Source organism: Halovenus marina (genome assembly GCF_051414115.1).
Taxonomy (GTDB): Archaea; Halobacteriota; Halobacteria; order Halobacteriales; family Haloarculaceae; genus Halovenus; species Halovenus marina.
The window spans coordinates 1,003,137-1,025,012 of sequence record NZ_JBLKNZ010000001.1; the positions used below are offsets into that span (position 1 = coordinate 1,003,137).

The window sequence follows — 21,876 nt, forward strand, 5'->3', positions numbered from 1 at the left end:
TGTTTTCTACACAATATTAGTTCTCAGACGAGATAGTCGCTCACGATTGCGCGGAAACACAGGCTGGCGTTAGCTTTCGACCGACTGTGCCGTCGCGTTCTGTTCGTCGTATTTCGTCTCGAACTCCTGGATGAGCTGCCCCATCTTGGCGTACCAGTCGTTGAGGAGTCGCTGCATGTCGTCTGCAATCTTCGAGGGATCTGTGGGGCGATAAACGTGGTAGTACCCACCCTGGTCGTAGTTGACCTGCTCTTTCTGGATGAATCCGGATTTGAGAAGGCGCTGGACGGCACGATATGCGGTCGACCGTTCACGGTCGACGGCCTCCGCTATCTCGTCGACGGTGAGCGGTTCGTCGGCGTTCACCAGCGTTTCGAAAATCTCCCTGTCCAGCTTTTTGAGGCCGTGAAAGCATTCCAGAAGGCCTTCACAGACCATATCCCGCTGGAGCTGTTCTGACATCGAATCGGGCATCTGTTTCAGCCCGAACTACGTGCTCTGCTGCCAAAAGATTTGTGTATGGATCGTACAATCCCGTCCGGAGAGCGGTGCGCAAAACGTCGCTGTGTGGAGAGCGGTAGCCAAAATCTCGCTCGACCGTCAATCTGCGGTGACTGGTTCGCTCTCTGTGGACGTCATTCGCAGTTCCCGGACAGAACTGTAGACGACGGCGCCGCTGACGAGCAGCGCCGCGCCCAGAATGATGACGAGCGCCACGACATCGAGGACCGGCATCTCGACCACGCCGCCGACTTTGCGCACGGCGACAGCGACCGCTCCGAGCAGGAGCATCACTCCGAAGTACACCTTGATATCCTCCTCGTCGACGATGCCCGTCGCTGCAGCGCCGACTCTTGCGCCGAGCGCGCTCCCGGTCAGGAGTGGGACGACGATGACCAGGTCGACTGCACCGTCGAGTGCGTAGAGGAAACTGCCGATCCCGCCGGAGAAGACAATCTCGAACAGATCGGTGCCGACGGCGACCGGAACGGGGACGCCGATGAGATAGAACAGCGCGGGCATCCGAATGAAGCCGCCGCCGACGCCGAGGAAGCCAGACAGTAGTCCTGTAGTGAACGCGACGACGAGGATCATCCACAGCGAGACTTGCACGCCGCCCCGCAGTGTCATCATCGGTGGAACGTCGTAGGACTGAATCGTCTTGGCTATCTCGGGGATATCTTCGTCGTCTAGCTCTGCATCGCCGTCGACGTCGTGGTCGATGCCGCTGTCGCCGTCCCCTTTGAGTGCCGTTCGGGTGATGAACACCCCGATACCGCCAAGCAGGGCGACGTACGCGACACTCACGACCGTATCGGCGACGCCAAGGTTCTGCAGGAAGTGGAGTCCCTGTTTGCCGACTTCGATGCCCGCCGTCGTTCCGGCGATCATCAACACCCCGAGTTTGTAATCGACCTGTCCCAGATCCCGGTGCTTGAGCGTCGCAATCACGGACGTCCCGAAGACGAAGGCGAGTCCGGAGGCGACGGCGACGTCGGTCCGATAGCCCATCACCATCAGTGCTGGCGTGACGAGGAAGGACCCGCCCATGCCGAAAAAGCCAAACAGGAGTCCGATCAGGAGGCCGAACCCGGCGAACATCACGAGCAGGGTCAGAGCCGCTCCAAACACCTCCATCGTTAGTCCCCCCGGATCGCGTTTGTGATCGTCGGCCCGAGCAGGCGTTCGAGCGCTCCATATCCGACGTACAGAGCGATGGCCTCGACCAGTACGATACCCATGACTGCTGCTGCCTGTGCCCATCCGTCAAGCGTCTCAAGTCCGAACATCGTGTGTCACCTGTTCTCCGCTGATTTTGATTGTGCGCATCATACTATATTGTGCAATTCTCTCGCAGTTCACTCTAGCCGTTAGGGGGTAAAAACAGTTTTGAACTAATCGCACAATACTATATTCGCATAACGACGAGGTGGCGTCACGTATGCAACAGATAACTTATCGGGCGAGAAACCGGTCCCGTTCAGAGCTGTTGTACTGTCCCAGTGGTCAAGGTCCGACGACGCCCGGCCAGGTACTACGCGCCCAGCGCGACGACAATACCGTATCCGAGCGCGAGCGCGAGCAGCAGCGACCCGGCCCAGGCACCGACTGTTCGGATGATCTTCTCCGCATCGATTGCGCCCCGTCCGCCAACAGCGACGCCGCTTCCGATGATCCCGCTGACGACGATTTCGTTGAACGAAACTGGGACGCCGAGCAATACGGCAAATTGGGCGATGAGAAAGGACGGCACGAGCGCGGCAATCGACCGCCGCGGGCCGAGCGAGGAGTAGTCCTGCGCCAGTGACTTGATCATTCGGGGTGCGCCGGTCCAGGACCCGACGAGGATACCGAACCCGCCGCCGACGAGGATGGCGCTGACTGGAACGATCCCCTCCTCGGCAAAGAGCGGGAGCAACGGTCCGACGGCGAGGCCGACCTGGCTTCCACCCGCGGAAAAGGCGACCAGCGAACCCATGGCGAGCAGAAATCGCCGAAGGCCGCCGGACAGATCACGACGGATGTCCCACGAGACGAGAGCCGCGACCGATAGCGCGACAGACAGCGAGATTGCGACGGCCGCGGCAACCGCTCCGATGGGAAGTGCCTGCTGGCTCAGATCGACAAGCGACCCGGCCGTCCTGCCTGGGCCGAGATACGCGAAGTCGACGTTCGCGAGGACGATGCCGACTAGCGCAGCGAGGGCGGGCACGCTGTATCGTTCGGGCACGTCGGCCCGCGGGAGCACGCGCGCGATGCCGTACCCGAGGCCGCCGCCGACGATGGGCGTCAACACCCAGACGAAACCGATCTGCAGATACTTCGGCCAGACCGGATCTCCGCCGAGTGCGAGACCAACACCGACGACGGATCCAGTCACGGTGAACGCCGTCGCGATCGGATACCCTGTCTTGATTCCGATTGCCATCAGCGACGCGCCGATCAGCAAAACGAGAATGACACCTGTCGCCGGGAGGCTGACACCACCGACGAGGCCACGGCCGACCGCCTCAGAGACGTTCGCTCCCTGGACGACGGCACCGGCAAATCCCAACAGCCCGACGACGAGCGCCGCCCGGAGCGTCGAAATCGCGTTTGCTCCAACTGCCGGAGCGAAGGGCGTCGCACCGCTCGACCCCGCTCCGATGACCCACGCCATGAACAGACTCGCGAGTCCGGCGACTACGAACAATCCCAGTGTTGAGAGACTCATGAACAAGTAGTGTACTGCTCAGTCAGTCTGCGGTGGTCGGGTTCGAGGACGTCTCAGTTTGGTGACTCCGCCAGTACCCCTGTGCGTACGCGCCGAGGAACATCCCGGCCAGCGCCCAGAGGATGGTGACGTTCCCGACGCCGAGACTCGCGTAGGCGGCACCGGGACAGATGCCCGAGAGCCCCCAGCCGACGCCGAAGATGCTGCCGCCGATGAGGACGTTTCGGTCGAAGGATTTCAGGCGACGCTCGTAGCGGTTGCCGGTCAGCGGTGCCGTACCGCGGAGTCTGGGTATCAGGGCGAAGCCGATCCCGGAGACGATTGCCGCGCCGAACATGACGAAGGGAAGTCCCAGATCCTCGAACTGGAGGAAATCCAGTACGACCTCCGGACGCGCCATGTGGCTGAAGGCGAGACCGAAGCCGAAGATCAGGCCGCCGACGAATATCAGCGGCTTGAACAGGGGATGGCGCTGCTCCGTCATGGGCTTACCCCCAGTCCGGCGACGATCTGTGCGGTCGCGATTGCGACGAGCAGGAAGGTCACGACTCCGACCAGCGACGTTCGTGACGCCGACCCGACGCCACAGACCCCGTGACCGGACGTACAGCCCTTGCCGATCCGGGTACCGATCCCGACGAGAATCCCGCCCAGAAACAGCCGCCAGGGCTGGACGTCCGTCGACCACAGCGTCACGCCGCCGACATCGTACAGACTCCCGGTCGCGCCAGGTTCGTAGAGTGTAGTCGTGATCAGCCCGGACTGCACCGTCGCTGCGAACACCGTCGCGCCGAGGACGATGCCGAGCGTAAACACGACCCGCCAGTCACGGGACGCGACGTAGCGCTGAAATCGCGACTGGTCCGAGGCGTACGACAGCGTCGATTCGAGGAACGTGCTCGCACCGGCCGCGATTCCCGTTCCGGCGTAGATGACGAGGACGCCGAGACCCACGAGCAGGCCGCCGACCGCGTATCTGCTGATCCCGTTTGGAAACAGGTCGGCGGCCAGCAGTGGGACGTGTTCAACCATGGTGTCTCAGTCACCCGCGAGCGACTGCTGACTCGCCGCGCAGTTGTTCGGCCCGAGTTCGAGCGTGAACGCCTCCTCGTCGTCGACGGCGTTCTGCCCGAGATTCGTCGCGATGATCGCCTCGTAGTTGGCAGGACGGGGCGGCATATCCGAGAGGATCAGGTCGACGAACGCGTCCTCGTCCATCGTGAGCGCGTCCATCTCGTCGACGAGCCTCCCGAGCGAAGCAGTGTAGGTGCCGTCCTCGGCGGGCACGGCCGCGTCACTGAAGTGTGCGCCGCCGATGAGCGTGTCGTCGGGAAGACCCAATACGCGCTCTTGCAGAGACTCGTAGAGCATGCGGGCCGCGTCGGGTGCACCCTCGTCGCCTTCCTCCAGGTCGGGTCGCGCGACGCTCTCGACGAACAGCCCGTCACCGGTCGCAAGGAGACTTTCACCGACGAGATACGAGGTCATTCCAGTCGTATGACCGGGCGTCGCGACTGTCTCGACCGTTGTGTCGCCGACCGCGAAGGTGTCGCCGTCTGACGCCGTCGTCAACTCGTCGGCGTACGTGACACCGCGGTCGACTGCGCGCTCGGGGATGACTCCCTCGACGCCGCGCTCGTCGAGTGCGCGCACGCCCGAGATGTGGTCTGCGTGAATGTGCGTGTCGATGGCGTATGTCAGGTCGACCCCGAGTTCGTCGGCGTCGTCGAGGTACCGGTCGGTGAACGCGCGTAGTGGGTCGATCACGGCGGCTTCGTCGTCGTCGTAGACGAGATAGCCGAGACAGCCAGAGGAGGGGCGTTGATACTGGAGGAGCGTACCGGGGCCGTCGTACCCCGTCACTTCGACGGCCTCGTAGATGCTCGCCCAGCCGTTCATGCCGTCTTCGAGGTGATTGACGTCGTAGCCGTGCTCGACGAGCCGTCCCGCGACGTACTCGCTTGCGCCGCCTTTGGCACAGAGCACCGTCACGTCGCGGTTCTCTGGGATGCGCTCGAACACGTCCTGGTCGATGTCGTCTTCGAGAAACTCGAAGTACGGGACGTTGATCGACGTGACGTTCTCGCCGTCGATTCGCCACTCCTCGTAGTCTGACTCCATCCGCGCGTCGAGCAGGGTGACCGCTTCTCCGGCGTCGATGCGCTCTTTCAGTGTCTCCGGTTCGATTGTCGCAACTGCAACATCCGGCGTCGGAAAGTCCTCTGCGTTCATATGATACACTCCAGTCTACCGGACGGATGTACTAAAGCGTTTGCATAGTAGTGTACTAATAACACAATACAGCAACTCCAAAATATCCGCTTCGAGAGCTAATCGCGTGTGTTACCGGTAGGAAATACACTTCTCGGGTACTGTGTGCGCTCCAGTCGTTTGTAGGCGGCACAAGAATCAACAATCTTTTAACGGCCTATGCGGTATTGTGTGATAGCTCCAATACAAGACAACGGAGCAGATAATCCATGAGTGCAGACTTCGATATTGCAGAAACGCTCGACGTGAAGGGTGCATCGTGTCCGATGCCGGTCGTGAAGACGAAAACCACCATCGACGACCTCGACGCTGGTGAGGTGCTCGAGGTGCTCGCGACCGACCCAGGGAGTATGAGTGACATCGATGGCTGGGCGGCAGGCACGGATGGCGTCGAACTCGTCGACCAGACGGAAGAGAGTGACGTGTACAGACACTACGTGCGGAAGACGGAGTGATAATGAGCACGGACACACCAGGCGCGTCGACAGATGACGCGCCCTCGCGTGCGGAACTCGCGGCACGCGTCGAGGAACTCGAAACCGCGCTCGCCGACGCTACGTCCGAGGACGACACGAAGAAGATGAGCATCATCGCGACGAAAGGGACACTCGACATGGCGTACCCGCCGCTGATTCTCGCGAGCACGGCGGCCGCATTCGGCTACGAGGTTACCGTCTTTCACACGTTCTGGGGGCTTGATATCCTCCACGAAGAGCGCTCGACGAATCTCAAGCTTAGCTCCGTCGGCAACCCCAATATGCCCGTTCCGAACGTCGTCGGCGCGCTCCCCGGCATGGACCGGATGACGACGAAGCTGATGGAGCGGAAAATCGACGACAACGACACGGCGACCATCGAGGAACTCATCGAGACCAGCCTCGACATGGGCGTGGAGTTTCAGGCCTGCCAGATGACAATCGAGTTGATGGGGTACGACGAAGCGGACTTCTACGACGGCGTCACGACCGGTGTCGGCGCAGCGACGGCGATTCAGGACCTGGCCGAGGCGGACATTCAACTCCTTATCTGACCTGTCGGCGTACGCTGTCCGACGATATCTGATCCCAGGACTGTTCGACTGTACCCCGAACTCGGCGGCGACGACTCTCCGGTGGACGCCTATTGTCCTGATATATGCCCCGTGCTAGCATTTCTGCTAGTCTCAAAATTAATTCTGATACCAAAAGGTATATACTACGGGCAAAAGTACAACACACTACGGCACCAGTTTGGTGCCGGTACCCCCCCACCCTCAACCCCCACCCCCAATCTACTTTCCCCCACCGTTTTTGGCGCTGCTCATTCGATAGCGACAGCGTTGCGTTCAGAGCCGACTACTTCTGAGAGAGACAGCAGACATATACCGGACTAGCCGCTGGATCTGTCTATGCGACGGCGGGCGTTTCTGGCACTCGGCGGGTCGTGTACGCTGGCAGCCACGGCTGGCTGTCTGGCCAGTGACTCACTGTTCGACTCGACGGACGACGGCCATCCGTTCGCGGGCGAGACCGTTCCCGTTCGCGTCGACGACGAGAGCACGACCGACCACGACGTTGCACAGAACGCCCGTGAAGCGCTCCAATTTTGGGAGACGGAGAGCCAGCGATACGCTGGATTCACGGTCGCGTTCGATCTCACCGACGCCGAGGACGCCCCGTTCGTGATCACGTATCGTGACAACCCTTCCGGTTGTGAGTCGGTCGAGGGGTACAGTGCGGAGGTACTCGGCTGTGCGCCGCTGATCGAACCCGGCGATGTCGCGCCGGATCCGGTCGTCGCCTACGTCGTCGCCGCCGACCGCCCCTTTGGTCAGATTCGTACCACGACAAAACACGAAATTGGGCACGTTCTCGGTCTCAGTCACGACGACGAACCCCGCGAGATCATGTCCAACCGCCCCGAAGACCGCATCCCGCTGTACGAGGTTCGGATCGCTATCTGGGAGCGCGTTCTCGACGCGAGCGAACTGGCCAGTTCCGGCCTCGATGCCTTTCGAGCGGGAGTCGATAGCTGGAACGAGCGCGAGTACGAGCGTGCCCGAACTCGCTTCGAGGCGGCGCGTGCGGACTTTCGACAGGCCAATAGGCAGTTCGCGACGAGCACCGAACAGACCGCGGAATTCGAGAACAATTCCAGCCTCGAAACCGTCGACTTGCCCCGTCTCAGAGAAACGCTCGGCCATCTCCGGTCGCGCATGGAGACGGCCGTGTCGTTTGCCACACACATGGTCGATGCGAGCACCGCGGTCATCGAGGACGACCCAGCACGGGCGGACACACTTCGCCAGCGAGCGAACGAGGACATCGCGACATTTAGCGATTTACCTTCCCCTGAACTGCGGACTGTCGCGGTTTCGCTCGGACTCGTCAGGGGTTTCGACCGCGACGAGGACGTAATCGAAGGGGGTGTCGAGGGCGGCGATAGCTGATTGTGGTGTTACGTCTCGTCTGGCGACCCATCCTCGGACGGAAGCGACCCGTCCTCGAATAGCTTCGCTCGCAGATACCGCGCACGATAGCGGTTCGCGCCGTCGTCGAGGTCAGCCTCGCGTATCTCATCTACCCGCCCCTCGGCCACGGCGTCGATGATCGCTTCGATCTGGTTTTTCTCCGAGAGCGTGAGCTCGAAGGTGAACTCGCGTGTCGATTCGGATTCCAGCACGGTCCACTTTCGCGCCGCCGCGTTCACCAGCGAACACGGCTCCCGGCAGGGAAACTCCCCCTCGCCCGGGTCGGTTGCTATCGCCTCGTCCTCGTCGTACTCCCACCGACGGCGCTTGAGACACTGGCTGTCCACACAGCACGCCTCCGTCACCCAGTCGAGGGCCTCCCGCGGGAGTTCTTCGACGAGGTCGTAGATGCCCGTCTGTCGTGCTGCTGCTTCCCGCCAGTGTGTCACGTCCAGTTTCCCCGTCTGTTCGCGATGCCAGTTTTCGATCGTCGCGGGATAGACGAACCCGACCACCTCGATGAGTTCCTCGGCCGTCATGTCCGGATAGACCCAGCCAGTCGGGAGCGTCGGGGCCGTCTTGAGCGGTCGATATCGACCATCGTCGTCGTGTTTGACGAGCTGTCTGGCCCGAAGCGGGTCGTCGTAGCGCTCGAGCGTCTCGGTGTCTGCATCGGCGTCCGCCGCGTTTCTGAGTTCGTATCGCCGCTGTCCGAACTCGTCGGCCCGAGCGCGGATCAACACTTCACCCCACTCGCGCTCGTTCTGTTCTGTGCTCTCCCTGAGGCGTTCCATGCGCTCTCGGACGTCGTACGCTGACGCCCGTTCGACCCAGTGGAGAAAGGCGAGGCGAGCGTCGTCGCTCGTGTCGGCCCCGTACGTGTAGAAATGCCAGTTCAGAACCCACGGGAGGGCGTCCGCGATTACCTCCCGGAGTGCTTCGGTCGAGAGCCCAGACTGATTCACGCTCGGCGTTTCGAGGTCGTAGCCCGACTCGTCGCGGCGCACGTGGAGTCCGTCGTAGCTGATCCCGTCATCGGCCCCCGCGAGCAGGTCCTGGACGACGGCATCAGATAGCTTCAGATCAGTCATCTGCACTCGTGTTGATTGGCGCCTTCGGGGACTTCTCTGCGCCCGCGTCAGTCGCGCGCTCGACGATTACGTCTGCCAGTCGCGGTTCCGTTCCAACCGCGCCGGAGTACCAGATCCGATGACCTTCGACCTCGCCGGGGACGGGATATCCCTCGCGATAGTCCGCCGTCAGTCCCATGTCCTCGGGGATGTCCTCCTGTGTGTGATAGCCGTCGGCAATAAACAGCGGCACGACGACGATGTCCCGCGACTCGAACAGGTCGGTCACGTCGTCGACTTCCGGCGGTTCGTCCATGAAGACCGCCTCGACTTCGCTGAACACCGATCGCTTCCGGATCCGCTCGACCTGCTTGTAGATTGCCTTCGCGGAGTTTTCGTTTCGCTCCGTCCCGTGTCCGACCACTGCGAGACCGCTCTCGGAGAGGTCGACTCCCTCCGTGACCGACCGGCCGCGCTCGACGATGACCTCGGCCATCGAGTCGTGCGTTCCGACCGGGCCGCAGTAGGTCACCGTCTTCTCGACGTCCGTCGCCTCGTAGGTGGCGTAACTCGCGCTCGTCCCGTCCGGCGACCCCCAGTCGGACACGTCCCAGCCGTCGAGTCGCAACTCGCGGGGGATCACCTGTTCGGTGAAGTAGCCCTCACTGATGAACAGCGGCACGACGTACACCTCGTCGGCTTCGAGCGTCCGCAGCGCCTCGCGGAAACTCGGCTCCTCCTTCCAGAACGCCTCACGCACCTCGTCGAAGATGCCCAGCTCCCGGATCCGGTCCGCGTGGTCGTAGGTGGGCGTGCTCGAACTGGCGTTGAGGTGTGAGCCGTGTGCGACGACGAGCAGCGCTTGCATACCCGTAGACACGGCTGTCAGGGCTTTATCGTCTTCGCTGTGAGACCAGAACGCTCCGCTTGTTTCAGAACGTGCTCAACTCGCCGTCGATGACGCGTTTCGTCACGTCGGTCACGCCTGCGAGTTCGTCGTCGATTGCTGCCTCGACATCGCCACGGATGTCTTCGACGTCGACACCGGATTCGGTGACGACGTTCGCGTCGGCGATGTGGGGATGGTCGATCGGTTGCCCGATCTGACTCAGAAGTCGCACCTGTAGCTGGCGGATCCCGTCCACGTCCTCGGCGACCGAGCGGGCGATTTCCGTACTCAGCAGGTTGTATATCTTGCCGATGTGGTTGACCGGATTCTTCCCGGACGTCGCTTCCATGCTCATCGGTCGATTGGGCGTGATGAGGCCGTTCGCTCGATTTCCGCGGCCGACGGAGCCGTCGTCGCCCTGCTCGGCGCTCGTTCCCGTCGTCGTCAGATAGATCGACCCCTCGTCGTAGTCGTCGGCGGTGTTGACGTGGACAGTGACCTCCCTGTCCGTGTACTCGCTCGCGAGGTCGCTCACGTACGAGCGAACGCCTTCGACAGCATCCTTGTAGGCGTCGAGATCCGCGATGTAGTTGTCGACCATCGCGACGGCGACGGTCACGTCGATGTGGTCGTTCTCGCGTTTGCCCATCACTTTGATGTCCTGACCGACTTCGGGGTTGTCGACCGCGTACTCCTCGTTGAGCCGTCGTTCGGTGTTGTAGACGATCTGTTCGGTCTCGGTGTGGGGCGCGTGGCCGACCCCGTAGCTGGTGTCGTTTGCCATCGGCACCGACCCCTCCTCACCGAAGACGGTCTGCAGGTCGCCGCTCCCCTCCCCGAGGCTAACATCCACGATGACGTCGGTCCCGATGTCGAGGTGGGGGAACGTCTCGTCGAGGTACTCGCGGGCGGTTTCGAGCGCGACAGTCTCGGCCGGGATCCGCTTGCCATCGTAGGTTTTGGTCGCGCGGCCGACGATGAGCAGGTAGATGGGCTCGAGCACTTCGCCGCCGCCGAACGCCGGGGCCGCATTGCCAGCGACGAGTTGCGTTTCGTCGGTGTTGAAGTGCAAGACAGTGTCGAACCGCTCGAGGTAAGTCTGGGCGAGTGCCCGCGAGACTGCCTCCGCGACGCCGTCACAGATCGAATCGGGATGGCCGATCCCCTTTCGCTCCACTATCTCGACGTGTTCGTCCTCGACAGCCCGGCCGGACGCGGGCTGGACGTGGATGTTCCGCTCGGTCATATGGCTCTCGTTCGCAACCACTGGGTCTATACCTTACGGAGTGAGGTGGTCAATTGCTGCCTCAGCGTGTGTTCCGCCACTGCGCTCACAGTCGACAGGGTATTCACTCGCCAGCGTCTGCTACCACGCATGCGAACGCTTGCATTCGACGGCCGGATGGGCGCAAGCGGCGACATGCTGCTTTCCGCGCTTCTTGCGGCCGGTGCCGACCCGAACGTTCTCTCGCCCGTCGAGGATGCACTTTCGCTCCAGTACGTGACGACGCAGGAGATGCGCGCCGGTATCGACGCCACGCGCGTCGAGGTGGTTCGAACTGACGAGCGTGAGGGCGAGGGGTCAGACGACCACAGTCATGATGACCCCGATGAGCACTCGCACGACCACAGCCATGGTGACCACTCGCACGACCATACTGGCGGGGAACCCTCACACGACCACAGCGACCATTCCTACGCACACGGTGACCACTCACATGGCCACGACGACCACTCGCACGAGGGCGGTCACTCTCACGACCACACACATGCAGAAGGGACCGGCCCGACGCGGAGTCTTCCCGAGGTCATCGAGATAGTCGAGTCGATGCAACTTCCGGGGCCGATCGAACGGCAGGCGACGGCCATCTTTCGGTTGCTCGCGGAGGCCGAAGCGAGCGTACACGGCACCGACATCGAAGACACCCACTTCCACGAGGTTGGCGCGGACGATGCCATCGCGGACATCGTCGGGGTCTGTCTGTTGCTCTCGGATCTCGACCCCGACCGCGTGGTGACGACGCCGCTTGCCGCTGGCGACGGCACTGTCGAGATGAGCCACGGCGTCTATCCGATTCCAGCCCCCGCCGTGGTCGAACTCGCAGAGCGCGCTGACTGGTCGCTACGGGGCGGCCCCGTCGAGGCCGAACTGCTCACGCCGACCGGCGCGGCGATCCTTGCAGAGATTGCCGAAGGCGTGGCGGAACTCCCATCGCTCGATGTCGATTCCGTCGGCTACGGGGCCGGAACTGCCTTGTTCGACCGTCACCCGAACGTCCTTCGCGTACTCTCGGGCACGGCGACGGACGGACTCAGAGCGGAGTCGATCACTGTCCTCGAAACGCACCTCGACGACGCCACACCGGAAGTGCTCGGCGGGTTGCAGGAGACGCTGCAGGCGGCTGGCGCACTCGACGTTTCAATTGTGCCGCTGACGATGAAAAAGTCCCGGCCCGGCCACCTGATAAAGGTCGTCGTCGCTCCCGAAGACAGTCGACAGGTCGCGCGGGAACTCGCCCTCGAAACCGGAACGCTGGGCGTCAGAGAACACGGCAACGGTCACCGATTTGTCGCGGGTCGACACACCGAGACGGTCGCTGTCGACATCGACGGCGACACCTACGATGTCGACGTGAAGGTCGCACAGATGGGCGAGACAGTCTACGACGTGAGCGCGGAGTACGACGACTGCCGGGCGGTTGCGGCACAGACCGGTCAGCCGACCCGCGCGGTGCGCGACCGGGCGGAGCGGACGTTCCGCGAGGGCGAGTGACCCTCACAAATTCGGCCCAGTCATCGGCGGTATCCGTCGTGATAGCTGCCGTCAGAACCGAGAAACGGTAATTTTCGCAGCGTGGGAATTTCGGCTCGGGTTTAGTGCATAGCCCCCAACGAAAACGTATGGGCCATAGATCTGCAGAGTATTCGCTCAGACCAACGAGCGACGCTGCAACCTCCTGGAAGGAGGCGATCGACCGCGCGTGGCAGGACGAACTGTCGCGTTCCGACGAGCAACGCGCGACGCGGGAATCCGAAGAGACAGATAGCTGTCAGGTGGCAAATCCATGACGCCCGATCGATGCCCGTACTGCGGGGAGTCGATAACGACGCTCCCGCGACACCTCGCGTACTGTTCCGAAGTCGAGGACGACCGATAATCTCGCCGACGGCACAACCTTCAACACCGCGTACCTTCTGTTTCGAGTGTGCAATCCGAGTTCGGGTTCGAGTTGCAGGTCTGCCAGTGGGCCGAACACCACTGGCCGCCGGAGGGACGCCGTGCTGCTCCGATCATCGTCGCGCGCCAGCTCGGCACCAGCCGCCGCCGCTGGGACACCGTCGTTATTGAGTGCGACCCCAGCGGACTCGCCGAACGCGCTCGGTTCGGGGAGACACGGCTGGATTCGGACCTGCTCCACGTCGTCGAAAACGCGCCCGCCGAGTTCGCGTGGTATCGGGACTGTCTGCCCGACCCGGGGTATCCGTGGCGATACGTTCGCGAGGCGGTCCATCGCGCCGCAGACCGGGACCTGATCGAGACGCGAAGCGGCGCGAACGGCCGCGTCGAACTCCGCAGACGGTGGCCCTACCCCGACTGGGTCGAACGGATCGTGGCTATCGAGAACAAGCCTGACCTGAACGCCAGCGCCGCACGGGCGCTGACAGACCAACTCTATCGTGATATTGCACTCGCACTCGCAGACGAGGTGTGGGTCGCAACCGCCGCGACGACCGGCAGCGTCGAGCCAATCCTGCTCGAAGACCGTCCGGTCGAGGCGGGGATTCTCACCGTCACCCCGGGACAGCGCGGGGCCGAGAGCGTCGACGTGGCGTGGCAACCCCGCGCGCTCGCAGTCGAGGAACCCGGAACGAGAGTGCTCGACCGACCCACGGGTGGGGATTACGACGCCTCTGCCTGCCGATTCGAGTACGCCGACCCGGAGTGGAAGGCGAGAAAGCGCCTCGAAATTGCCGAGCGAGCGTACGAACGAGGCTGGCGCGCCTATCTGGAGACGATGCGTTCGGACTGTCGGCACTTCGAGTTGCGCCCCTGCGAGGCCGTGGCGCGCCCGTCCTGTGGGGCAAAAGAGAAACACCAGACTTCGGCCGAGTGTGCCGGGTCCTGCCCGGAGTTCGAGCCAGAGCCACCAGTCTGGCGACAGGACGGGTGGCCCATCTCGGGCGGACCGGGCGCAGCAATCGCTCGTTTGCTCGACAGACAGCGCGACCGGCATCGGCCCGAACCGCCCCAGTGATCTGCCGCGCCAGTCGCCTGAATTTACTCGTCGGTTTCGACGGTGATCGTCTCCCGCTCGACGGCGAGACGAAAGGTCGGAACCGTCTTCCGAACGCGTTCGACGACCCCTCTGTCCACCAGGTCGTGCAGCGCCGACCGAACCTCGTCGACGTCCGGATCCTCGTCGTCTTCGCGCTGGTCGCGTACCCCCTGTAGCGTCGCGACCACGCTCTGTGGCGTCTCGTCAGGGCCGGGCAGCGCCGCTAGCACGCGCTCGTGGAGCGGTGACCCGCTGACGACCTGTTCTGTCACGGCCTCCCCGTTGACGAGCGCTTCGCCTGCGGGTGTCGCACAGATGAGGCTGTTCTCGTTGCGGTAGTAGTACTCCGAGAGGTGGTCTTCGAGATACCGGTGCAGGTCGCTTCCGCTTTCGATCCCCCACCGCTCCTGCAGTTCGCTGTTTTTCGTCGGCTGGAGTTCGACGATGTCGGAGAGTCTCTCTCGTTCCTCCTCCGAAAGTGTCATGATGCCCGACTACTCACAGGGGCGTAATCCGCGTTGCGGATCCGACTCTGGGGTGTCACGCTCTCTCACTCGCTGACCCTCGACCCCATCACAGATCGTCGAGCGTCTCGGCGACGTCCTCCCAGTGGCTCCCTTTCCAGAAGTGCTGGCCGCAGTCGGGACAGCGCCAGACATCCTCGGCGACCGGATCGGGGGCGTACTCGGGCGTGCGGTCGTCGGGTGCGACGGCGGTGAGCGAACCGTTACAGGCCCCACAGTACGTCGGTTCTGCCGGGAGTTCGAGTTGGATGCCCGCCGCTTCGAGTTCGCGTAACTGATCGAAGATGTCGCGTGACTCGATCAACAGCGACGACTCGGATCTCGCGGCGAGTGCCTCGTCGCGAGTTATCACCGTCCGACCGGTCTCGTGGGCGTATTCGAGCACTTCGCCGTCGGCTTCGATTCCCTCGTCGAGCGCGTAGACGGTGTCGTGGCCACACATCCGCAGATACGCGACCAGTCTCCCGAGCATCGTATCCACGAGGAGACGACTCATCGAGACACAGCGGAGACGGTCGATTCGGCCCGTGGGGCGAGGAGCGGTTCCATGCTTCTAGTTTTATGTCCACCGGGAAAAACTGTCTGCCGTGACCAGTGAGACGCCCCTCTCGGAAACCGCGGCGCTCGTGACCGGCGCGAGCGCTGGTATCGGCCGTGCAACCGCTCGTGTGCTCGCACGCGACGGCGCGAACGTCGCTCTCGCAGCGCGCCGACCCGAGCGACTGCACGAGATTGCCGACGATATCGAAGCCGAATACGGCGTCGATACCCTCCCGGTTCCGACCGACGTGACCGACGAATCTGCCGTCGAGGCGCTGGCTGAGACGACAGTCGATGCCTTCGGCGCGCTCGATGTCGTCGTGAACAACGCCGGAACCGGCACCGAACCCGGCGTCGCCGTCGAGGACCTCGACACCGAGCAGTACCGGACGGTGATGGACGTCAACACCGACGGGATGTTCTTCACGGCGCGGGCGGCGCTCCCGCATCTCCGCGAGTCGCAGGGGACGCTCATCTTCGTCGGAAGCTTCGCCGGGCAGTATCCCCGACCGGGAAACCCGGTGTACGCGGCGACCAAGTGGTGGACGCGCGGGTTCGCACTGAGTCTCGCCGGACAGGTCGGTGACGACGACGTCGGCGTCTCGGTCATCAACCCCACGGAGGTGCGCACGAAGTTCGGCAAGGAGTTCACGCCGAACGAGGAGCTATTCACGGAGCAGTTCGACCCCGACGAGGTGACCGAACCAGAGACTGTCGCCGAGGCGATTGCATTCGCAGCGCGTCAGGACCCGCCCGACGCCGTGACGGAACTCGACCTCTTTCGGCGGGACAAGTTCGGTGGCTTCTGAGCGGACTATCGCGCTTGCCTCTGACGGCGTTCACTCGACGAACTCGCGGATGCCGTCGGCGTCGCGGGCGTTGAGCACGTCGCCCCGTTCGGCCCAGCCACGGCGCGCGGTGTGGACGCCGTATCGTATGAACTCGTAACTGCTCGTCCGGTGTGCGTCGGTGTTGATGATGATGGTGGCCCCCGCATCGATGGCGGTCTGTACGGCCCGTCCCGCCAGGTCGAGTCGATGTGGGTCCGCGTTGATTTCGAGCGCGGTTCTGGCCCCGGCCGCCGCGGTTGCCAGTCGCTCGATGTCGACGTCCATCCCGGGGCGTTCGTTCAGCCGTCGACCGGTCGGGTGCCCGATGATATCCACGTCGGGGTGTTCTGCCGCCGCGACCAGCCGGTCGGTTCCGTCACCGTCCAGACCGGCGTGTGGCGAGGCGACGACGATATCGAGATCCGCGAGCAGGTCGTCCCCGACCGACACCGACCCGTCCGTCCCGATGTTCGCCTCGACGCCCGCGAACACGTCGATGTCGACCGTCTCGGCGGCGGCTCTGATGGCTTCCTGCTGGTCACGCAGTCGCTCGTCGTCGAGACCAACCCCACCGACTGTGCCCGGTCCCGTCGCGTGGTCGGTGACACAGACGTAGTCGTGGCCGAACGACTCGGCGCCCTGCACCATCTCCTCGATTGATTCTCGCCCGTCCGACCAGTCGGTGTGGACGTGCAGGTCGCCGCGAACGTCATCCGATTGGAGGAGGTCGGGGAGGGAATCCGCTGCCGCGGCCTCGACCTCGCCGCGGTTCTCGCGGAGTTCCGGCGGTACCCACGCCATCCCCAGACATTCGTAGACGCCGCGTTCGGTCTCGCCCGCGATCCGTTCTCCAACCCGCTGTCCGGCCTCCGGATCGACGTCGCTCACGTCGAAGACGCCGTACTCGTTGACCTTGTACTCGTGGTCGAGCGCGCGATTTCGGACTGCGACGTTGTGGTCTTTACTCCCGGTGAAATACTGGAGCGCCGCGCCGAACTCCGAGGGATCGACGACGCGCAGGTCGACTCTGACGTCCTCGGCACGGACGCTCGCCTTGTTCGAACCCGCCTCGATGACTTTGTCTGCTCGCTCCCACTCGGTGAAGGCCTCGATGACTGCCGCGCCGTCCTCGCTTGCAGTCAGCACGTCGACGTCGCCGATGGTCGGTCTGTACCGCCGGAGCGACCCGGCGAGGTCACACTGGCTGACGGCGTCACACTCTGACAGATACGCGCGAACGGCCTCGCCGAGCGGCAACGCGTCGCCGAGCAACTGTCGTTGATGGGCGGTCCGGGCGAAGTCGATTCCCGAGAGAATGTTCTGCTCGGTCTTTGCCCCGAATCCAGAGATAGACTGTATCTTCCCGGCGTGTGCCGCCGATTCGAGGTCGTCAAGGTCCGTAATCTCGAGTGCATCGTACAGTTTTCGAACCGTCTTCGGGCCGACGCCCTCGACGCGAGTCAGCGCGTCCATCTCGACCGGGAGCTGGTCCCGTAGTTCCTCGAGTTCAGCTATCTCGCCGGTCTCGATGTACTCGACGACCTTCGAGGAGATGGCGTCGCCAACCTGGTCGATCTCTGCGACGGCGTCGGCCCCCTCTGTCGCGAGTTCTTCGATCGGTTCGGGGTGGTCGCGGATGTTCTCGGCTGCGCGCCGGTAGGCCCGGGGCTTGTACTCGACGCCGTCGGCTTCGAGCAGGTCCGCAAACTCCTCTAAGTGGGTCGCCACCTCGTCGTTGCGGCTCATAGGTTAGACTGGGCCGGGACGCCCATAATGACTGGTTTTTCGACACACTCCCCTACTTTTTCCGGCCGGTGACACCGTGCCCCGAGGAGTCGTCGGCGTGTCCGAGCGCCTTCCGGAGAAACTGCATCCACCGCTTTCGGTCCTTCGTCTCCTCTAGCTGGGCCTCCTGCTCGATGTCCGGCGGGTCCAGCGTTTGGAGTTCGTTCAGCGCCCGGTCGATGCCGATTATCGACCGAGCGAGGCGCTTGCCCTCCTCGACGGTCATCTGTTCGTCTTCGATCCGCTGTTTGCGCTGGAGACGCTCGCGCCTGAGGTTCTTCTTCGCTCGCTCGACGCGGTCGCGTTCGCCAGCGGGAATCGTGTCGCGCCGTCGAATCTCGAAGACGAACTCCTGTAGATTGATCTCCTCGCCCTGGATCTGGATGGCGTCGGGGATCTCCGCCCCGATGGTCGCGCCCTCGCGTTCGATCCGTTCGAGCAGACGCTTTCGCTCGAACTCCTCCATACCACTGGTAGCCGCGCTTGCTACTTCGCTCTGTCGTCTGGCGTGCCGTCACGCTGTGAGGTCTGGTGTCGCGGTGTTGTCTTGGGAGCGACTACACGTCGAAGACGACGTACGCGCGCCACCCGTCCGCCGTCTCGGAGATGTCCATCTCGGAGTAGGTGACCGCCTTGAGGTCTCTGGCGGTAACGTCACGCAGGTCTACCCCGCGATAGCTCCCCTCGAACGTCCATTCCTCGGCTTCGGACACTGTTCCGGTGTTGTCGACCGGCAGCACAGAGCGGATGTCGCGCTCGTAGATGAGTTCGTCGAGGTAGTCAAAGAGCAAGGCGTCGAGGCTCTCGGCGGTGACGGTCACCTCGTGGTGACTGCCGCCTGCCGGAATCGAGTCACACATCGCCGCCGCCATCCCGTCTGCGACGGCCCCGAACGTCTCTCCAAGCGTCGCACCCGTCGCCTCGACTGCCACGTCGGCGGTGTGGTCACGCAACTCGAAGCTCATCGCCTCCCACCACGGGTGACGGGCGTGAAAGCGTTGCGTTCGCTGATTCACACGATACTGGAAAATCGTCGGCCCTGAGTCAGGGGCCGCGGCCGAGCACGGAGTCCTCAGACCCCGCGAACACGATCAGGGCAGTGATTTCGTCGTCGATGTCGAAGAAGTCGTGCTCGACGCCCTGCTCGACGTAGACCACGTCGCCCTCCTCGACTGGATACCGGTCGCTTCCGACGCGAACCTTCCCGGACCCGGAGATGATGACGTACAGTTCGTCCGACTTGTGCGGTGTCTTTGGCTCCGGATTCGGATACCGACCGAGTTCGACGCTCATCGACTCCTCGCTCAGCACCTCCAGATAGTTCTGGTCTGTCTGGTCGAGTTGTTCGACTAACTCGGTCGTGGAAACGTGGCTCATCTGGTCTCGACAGGAGATATCGGCTCCAGTACCGATGAATACTTCGGTCTCTTCGATGGTCGCTGGACTTAATGCCGCCGGAGCGTCTATCGGGGATAACCCGTGGACAGTGACTCTGACGACCCAGAGACGTGTGCCCTCTGTGGGCGGACGATACCGGACGAATCGGGCACTCGCGCGGCCGACGAGTCGTTCTGTTCGACAGGCTGTCGAACTGTTCATCAGACGTTGGGTGTCGCTGACACGACAGCAGTCGATGGGACGCGGCAGACGGCGGAGTCGCCAGACACGACTGAAGCGGCAAACGCGACCGATAGCACCCAGGAACACCGGACACAGTCGTTCCTTCGTGTCGATGGGATGCACACCACCACCTGTGAGTCGTTTCTGGAAGGGCGTGCGACAGAGTGCGAAGGGGTCATCGATGCCGAAGCGAGCTACGTTACCGAAACAGTTCGGGTCGACCACGACCCCGACCAGATTTCACAGGCGTCGCTCTGTGAGCGACTCAGCACGATTGGCTACACGGCAGTCCCACGAAGTGATGCCCCCATCGATTCGAACGCCGCCGCCGCACGCGGTGACCGGCAACTGGACGACCTGTTGGGCTATCGGTACGCCGCAGGCGTGCTCTTTGGCTCCTTTCTGCTGCTCACGTACGTCGTTCTCGCGTACCCCGCGCACCTGTCCGAACTACTCGGCGAAGGGTCGCTCACGATGTTCGAGGATGCCTTTCGCTTCGACGAGGGCGGTGCTGTCCTCGTCGTCCCGCTCTTTCTGGGGCTGACCGGTGTCGTCCTCTTTTTCACTGGACTCCCCTTGCTCCGTGATGCGTACGTCAGCATCCGAACTCGCCAGCCGACGACCGAACTGCTCACCGTGATCACGATCGGCAGCGCATTTCTGTACAGTCCGATTGCGATGGTTCTGGGTCGCACCGACGTGTACTTCGACCTGACTGTCGTGATCGCGTCTGTCGTCGTTGCAGCAATCTTCTACGAATCGCTGGTCAAACGGCGCGCGATGGCGCGGTTGACCGACCTGACGATTTCGCAGGTCGAAAACGCACAGCGCTCCCATCCAGACGGCACGACGACGACCGTTCCCGTCGAAGAGTTGACGGCTGGCGACCGAATACTCGTTTCCGAAGGCGAGCGGATCCCTGTAGACGGGACACTCGTAAGCCCCGAGTGTACGGTCAACGAGGCCGTCGTCACGGGCGAGTCGCTCCCGATCGTGAAATCCCACGGCGACGAGGTTGTCGGCGGGTCGGTCGTCACCGGGGACGGGGCCGCCGTCAGGGTTGCTGACGGCGCTGCGAGCGGGGTAGACCGACTGCTCACGTCCGTCTGGGGACTCCAGAGCGCCGACCACGGAATTCAGCGACGGGCAAACCGGATCGCTGGCTACGTCATTCCGGTGCTCGTTGCCGGGGCTGTTCTCGTCGGAGCAGTCGAACTGGTCGACGGGGACCCGACCGGTGCGCTGCTCGGCGCGTTGACGGTCCTGCTCGTGGCGACCCCGTGGGCGCTCGGTCTCGCGACGCCGCTTTCGGTCGCTACGACGATCGAGGCGGCGCTTCGTCGGGGGATCATCGTCTTCGACGAGACCATCTTCGAGCGATTGCGGGCGGTCGACACCGTCGTCTTCGACAAGACCGGAACGTTGACCACTGGCGAGATGACCGTCGTCGAGTCGAGCGGACCGGATGAACTCCTGACTGCGGCAGCACTCCTCGAACAGCGAGCGTCTCATCCCGCCGCGGATGCCATCGCGACCGAGTTTTCACCCGAGGCCGCTGTCGACGAACCGGACGGGGACGAGCGCGTCCGGGACTTCGAGACTCATCCGAGAGGTGTTCGCGGGACCGTCGATGGTACGACCGTGCTCGTCGGCCATCCCGACCTGTTCGAGCGACAGGGCTGGACCGTGGGCGACGATTTACTGGCACAGGTTTCAGCGGCGCGCAGCGTCGGTCGCATTCCGGTGCTCGTCGGGCGCGATGGCCGGGCAGAGGCGCTCGTCGTTGTGGGTGACAGGCCCCGAGCGCGCTGGGACGAGGCTATCTCCAGACTGGGTGAGCAAGAGCGGGATATCGTCGTTCTGACCGGTGACGACGAGCGCGCCGCCGAGTTCTTCGGTCAACATCAGGATGTCGACCACGTCTTCGCAGACGTTCCCGCCTCCGGAAAGACGGAGACTGTCCGTCGACTGCAGACGGAGGGGTCAGTTGCGATGGTCGGTGACGGAACCAACGACGCACCGGCGATCGCGCAGGCCGACCTCGGTATCGCCCTCGGAAGCGGGACGGCAATCGCCTCCGATGCGGCCGATATCGCGATCGAACACGATGATCTCGACGCTGTCGACACGACGTTCCGTCTCGCGCGGGCGGCCAGACGTCGCGTGAGACAGAACACCGCTCTCGCGCTGTCGTACAACGGGATTGCCGTTCCGCTTGCGCTTCTCGGACTCTTCAATCCCCTCTGTGCGATGGCGGCAGTCGTCGTGACTGGTAGCCTGCTCGCGGCAAACGCCACACGCTCGCTCCGGTCTGTGTGACTCTCGTCGAGAACCCGTATAGACGCACGTCAAATAACGGGGGTTTTTCAGATGTTGGGAATCCCCCGGCACTCTTTATTCTCCAAGG

General features: G+C 63.2%; 24 protein-coding genes. 8 read left to right on the forward strand and 16 right to left on the reverse strand.

The genetic code is table 11. The features are described from left to right. Positions 1–69: 69 nt before the first annotated feature. The 7 genes from ACMGFL_RS05115 to ACMGFL_RS05145 all read right to left on the reverse strand — a co-directional run bounded on the left by ACMGFL_RS05115 (position 70) and on the right by ACMGFL_RS05145 (position 5,446). Entirely contained in the window at positions 70–474 is a 405-nt protein-coding gene (locus ACMGFL_RS05115) for a helix-turn-helix domain-containing protein (RefSeq protein ID WP_436934457.1), read from the reverse strand. Positions 475–600: 126 nt separating this feature from the next. Further along, positions 601–1,638, reverse strand: a complete 1,038-nt coding sequence (locus ACMGFL_RS05120; protein WP_436934458.1) for a sulfite exporter TauE/SafE family protein — start codon at positions 1,636–1,638, stop codon at positions 601–603. A 2-nt stretch (positions 1,639–1,640) separates the two neighbouring features. Then, positions 1,641–1,790 (reverse strand): DUF7512 family protein, encoded by a 150-nt coding sequence (locus tag ACMGFL_RS05125; protein WP_436934459.1) that lies wholly within the window; start codon positions 1,788–1,790, stop codon positions 1,641–1,643. Positions 1,791–2,035: 245 nt separating this feature from the next. After that, on the reverse strand, positions 2,036–3,214 hold the full coding sequence (locus tag ACMGFL_RS05130) for an inorganic phosphate transporter (RefSeq protein WP_436934460.1): 1,179 nt from the start codon (positions 3,212–3,214) through the stop codon (positions 2,036–2,038). A gap of 22 nt (positions 3,215–3,236) precedes the next feature. Further along, a complete protein-coding gene (locus ACMGFL_RS05135; protein ID WP_436934461.1) occupies positions 3,237–3,698 on the reverse strand; it encodes a YeeE/YedE family protein in 462 nt (153 codons plus the stop codon). Then, complete coding sequence (locus tag ACMGFL_RS05140; RefSeq protein WP_436934462.1) at positions 3,695–4,246, reverse strand: YeeE/YedE family protein; 552 nt, start codon at positions 4,244–4,246, stop codon at positions 3,695–3,697. The genes ACMGFL_RS05135 and ACMGFL_RS05140 overlap by 4 nt, the downstream gene beginning before the upstream one ends. Positions 4,247–4,252: 6 nt before the next feature. Further along, on the reverse strand, positions 4,253–5,446 hold the full coding sequence (locus tag ACMGFL_RS05145) for an MBL fold metallo-hydrolase (RefSeq protein ID WP_436934463.1): 1,194 nt from the start codon (positions 5,444–5,446) through the stop codon (positions 4,253–4,255). A gap of 248 nt (positions 5,447–5,694) precedes the next feature. Between ACMGFL_RS05145 and ACMGFL_RS05150 the strand changes: the two genes are divergently transcribed. From ACMGFL_RS05150 to ACMGFL_RS05160, 3 genes are all read left to right on the forward strand, one after another. Next, positions 5,695–5,940, forward strand: coding sequence for a sulfurtransferase TusA family protein (locus tag ACMGFL_RS05150; RefSeq protein ID WP_436934464.1), 246 nt, complete (start codon positions 5,695–5,697; stop codon positions 5,938–5,940). Positions 5,941–5,942: 2 nt separating this feature from the next. Further along, positions 5,943–6,515 (forward strand): DsrE/DsrF/DrsH-like family protein, encoded by a 573-nt coding sequence (locus tag ACMGFL_RS05155; protein WP_436934465.1) that lies wholly within the window; start codon positions 5,943–5,945, stop codon positions 6,513–6,515. 357 nt (positions 6,516–6,872) lie between these two features. Next, positions 6,873–7,913 (forward strand): matrixin family metalloprotease, encoded by a 1,041-nt coding sequence (locus tag ACMGFL_RS05160; RefSeq protein WP_436934466.1) that lies wholly within the window; start codon positions 6,873–6,875, stop codon positions 7,911–7,913. A gap of 8 nt (positions 7,914–7,921) precedes the next feature. Here ACMGFL_RS05160 and ACMGFL_RS05165 read toward each other — a convergent pair whose 3' ends face one another. From ACMGFL_RS05165 to ACMGFL_RS05175, 3 genes are all read right to left on the reverse strand, one after another. Continuing rightward, positions 7,922–9,025, reverse strand: a complete 1,104-nt coding sequence (locus tag ACMGFL_RS05165; protein WP_436934467.1) for a DR2241 family protein — start codon at positions 9,023–9,025, stop codon at positions 7,922–7,924. Beyond that, on the reverse strand, positions 9,018–9,872 hold the full coding sequence (locus tag ACMGFL_RS05170; RefSeq protein WP_436934468.1) for a CbiX/SirB N-terminal domain-containing protein: 855 nt from the start codon (positions 9,870–9,872) through the stop codon (positions 9,018–9,020). Before ACMGFL_RS05170 ends, ACMGFL_RS05165 begins: the two co-directional genes overlap by 8 nt. Positions 9,873–9,936: 64 nt before the next feature. Next, on the reverse strand, positions 9,937–11,139 hold the full coding sequence (locus tag ACMGFL_RS05175) for a methionine adenosyltransferase (protein ID WP_436934469.1): 1,203 nt from the start codon (positions 11,137–11,139) through the stop codon (positions 9,937–9,939). 129 nt (positions 11,140–11,268) lie between these two features. Here ACMGFL_RS05175 and larC point away from each other — a divergent pair, with 129 nt between their 5' ends. From larC to ACMGFL_RS05190, 3 genes are all read left to right on the forward strand, one after another. Further along, a complete protein-coding gene (gene larC / locus ACMGFL_RS05180; RefSeq protein WP_436934470.1) occupies positions 11,269–12,666 on the forward strand; it encodes a nickel pincer cofactor biosynthesis protein LarC in 1,398 nt (465 codons plus the stop codon). 128 nt (positions 12,667–12,794) lie between these two features. After that, entirely contained in the window at positions 12,795–12,962 is a 168-nt protein-coding gene (locus ACMGFL_RS05185) for a hypothetical protein (RefSeq protein WP_436934471.1), read from the forward strand. Positions 12,963–13,099: 137 nt separating this feature from the next. Next, positions 13,100–14,149, forward strand: a complete 1,050-nt coding sequence (locus ACMGFL_RS05190) for a DUF5787 family protein (RefSeq protein WP_436934472.1) — start codon at positions 13,100–13,102, stop codon at positions 14,147–14,149. A gap of 23 nt (positions 14,150–14,172) precedes the next feature. Here ACMGFL_RS05190 and ACMGFL_RS05195 read toward each other — a convergent pair whose 3' ends face one another. Together ACMGFL_RS05195 and ACMGFL_RS05200 are read right to left on the reverse strand one after the other, a co-directional pair. Further along, complete coding sequence (locus ACMGFL_RS05195) at positions 14,173–14,655, reverse strand: DUF5797 family protein (RefSeq protein ID WP_436934473.1); 483 nt, start codon at positions 14,653–14,655, stop codon at positions 14,173–14,175. A gap of 88 nt (positions 14,656–14,743) precedes the next feature. Beyond that, a complete protein-coding gene (locus ACMGFL_RS05200; RefSeq protein WP_436934474.1) occupies positions 14,744–15,190 on the reverse strand; it encodes a DUF5615 family PIN-like protein in 447 nt (148 codons plus the stop codon). Between the two features lie 91 nt (positions 15,191–15,281). On the opposite strand from ACMGFL_RS05200, the gene ACMGFL_RS05205 reads away from it, so the two are divergent. Beyond that, positions 15,282–16,043: an SDR family oxidoreductase gene (locus ACMGFL_RS05205; RefSeq protein WP_436934475.1), complete on the forward strand. Its 762-nt coding sequence runs from the start codon at positions 15,282–15,284 to the stop codon at positions 16,041–16,043. Positions 16,044–16,073: 30 nt separating this feature from the next. Here the strand turns inward: ACMGFL_RS05205 and polX are convergent, their stop codons facing one another. The 4 genes from polX to ACMGFL_RS05225 all read right to left on the reverse strand — a co-directional run bounded on the left by polX (position 16,074) and on the right by ACMGFL_RS05225 (position 19,226). Then, entirely contained in the window at positions 16,074–17,810 is a 1,737-nt protein-coding gene (polX, locus tag ACMGFL_RS05210; RefSeq protein ID WP_436934476.1) for a DNA polymerase/3'-5' exonuclease PolX, read from the reverse strand. Between the two features lie 52 nt (positions 17,811–17,862). Then, the gene (locus ACMGFL_RS05215; protein WP_436934477.1) at positions 17,863–18,315 is read right to left on the reverse strand and encodes a DUF5788 family protein; all 453 of its coding nucleotides are present in this window, start codon (positions 18,313–18,315) and stop codon (positions 17,863–17,865) included. A 91-nt stretch (positions 18,316–18,406) separates the two neighbouring features. Next, the gene (locus ACMGFL_RS05220) at positions 18,407–18,814 is read right to left on the reverse strand and encodes an archease (RefSeq protein ID WP_436934478.1); all 408 of its coding nucleotides are present in this window, start codon (positions 18,812–18,814) and stop codon (positions 18,407–18,409) included. A 79-nt stretch (positions 18,815–18,893) separates the two neighbouring features. Beyond that, a complete protein-coding gene (locus ACMGFL_RS05225) occupies positions 18,894–19,226 on the reverse strand; it encodes a cupin domain-containing protein (protein WP_436934479.1) in 333 nt (110 codons plus the stop codon). A gap of 102 nt (positions 19,227–19,328) precedes the next feature. Between ACMGFL_RS05225 and ACMGFL_RS05230 the strand changes: the two genes are divergently transcribed. Then, positions 19,329–21,788, forward strand: coding sequence for a heavy metal translocating P-type ATPase (locus ACMGFL_RS05230; protein ID WP_436934480.1), 2,460 nt, complete (start codon positions 19,329–19,331; stop codon positions 21,786–21,788). Positions 21,789–21,876 lie beyond the last annotated feature (88 nt).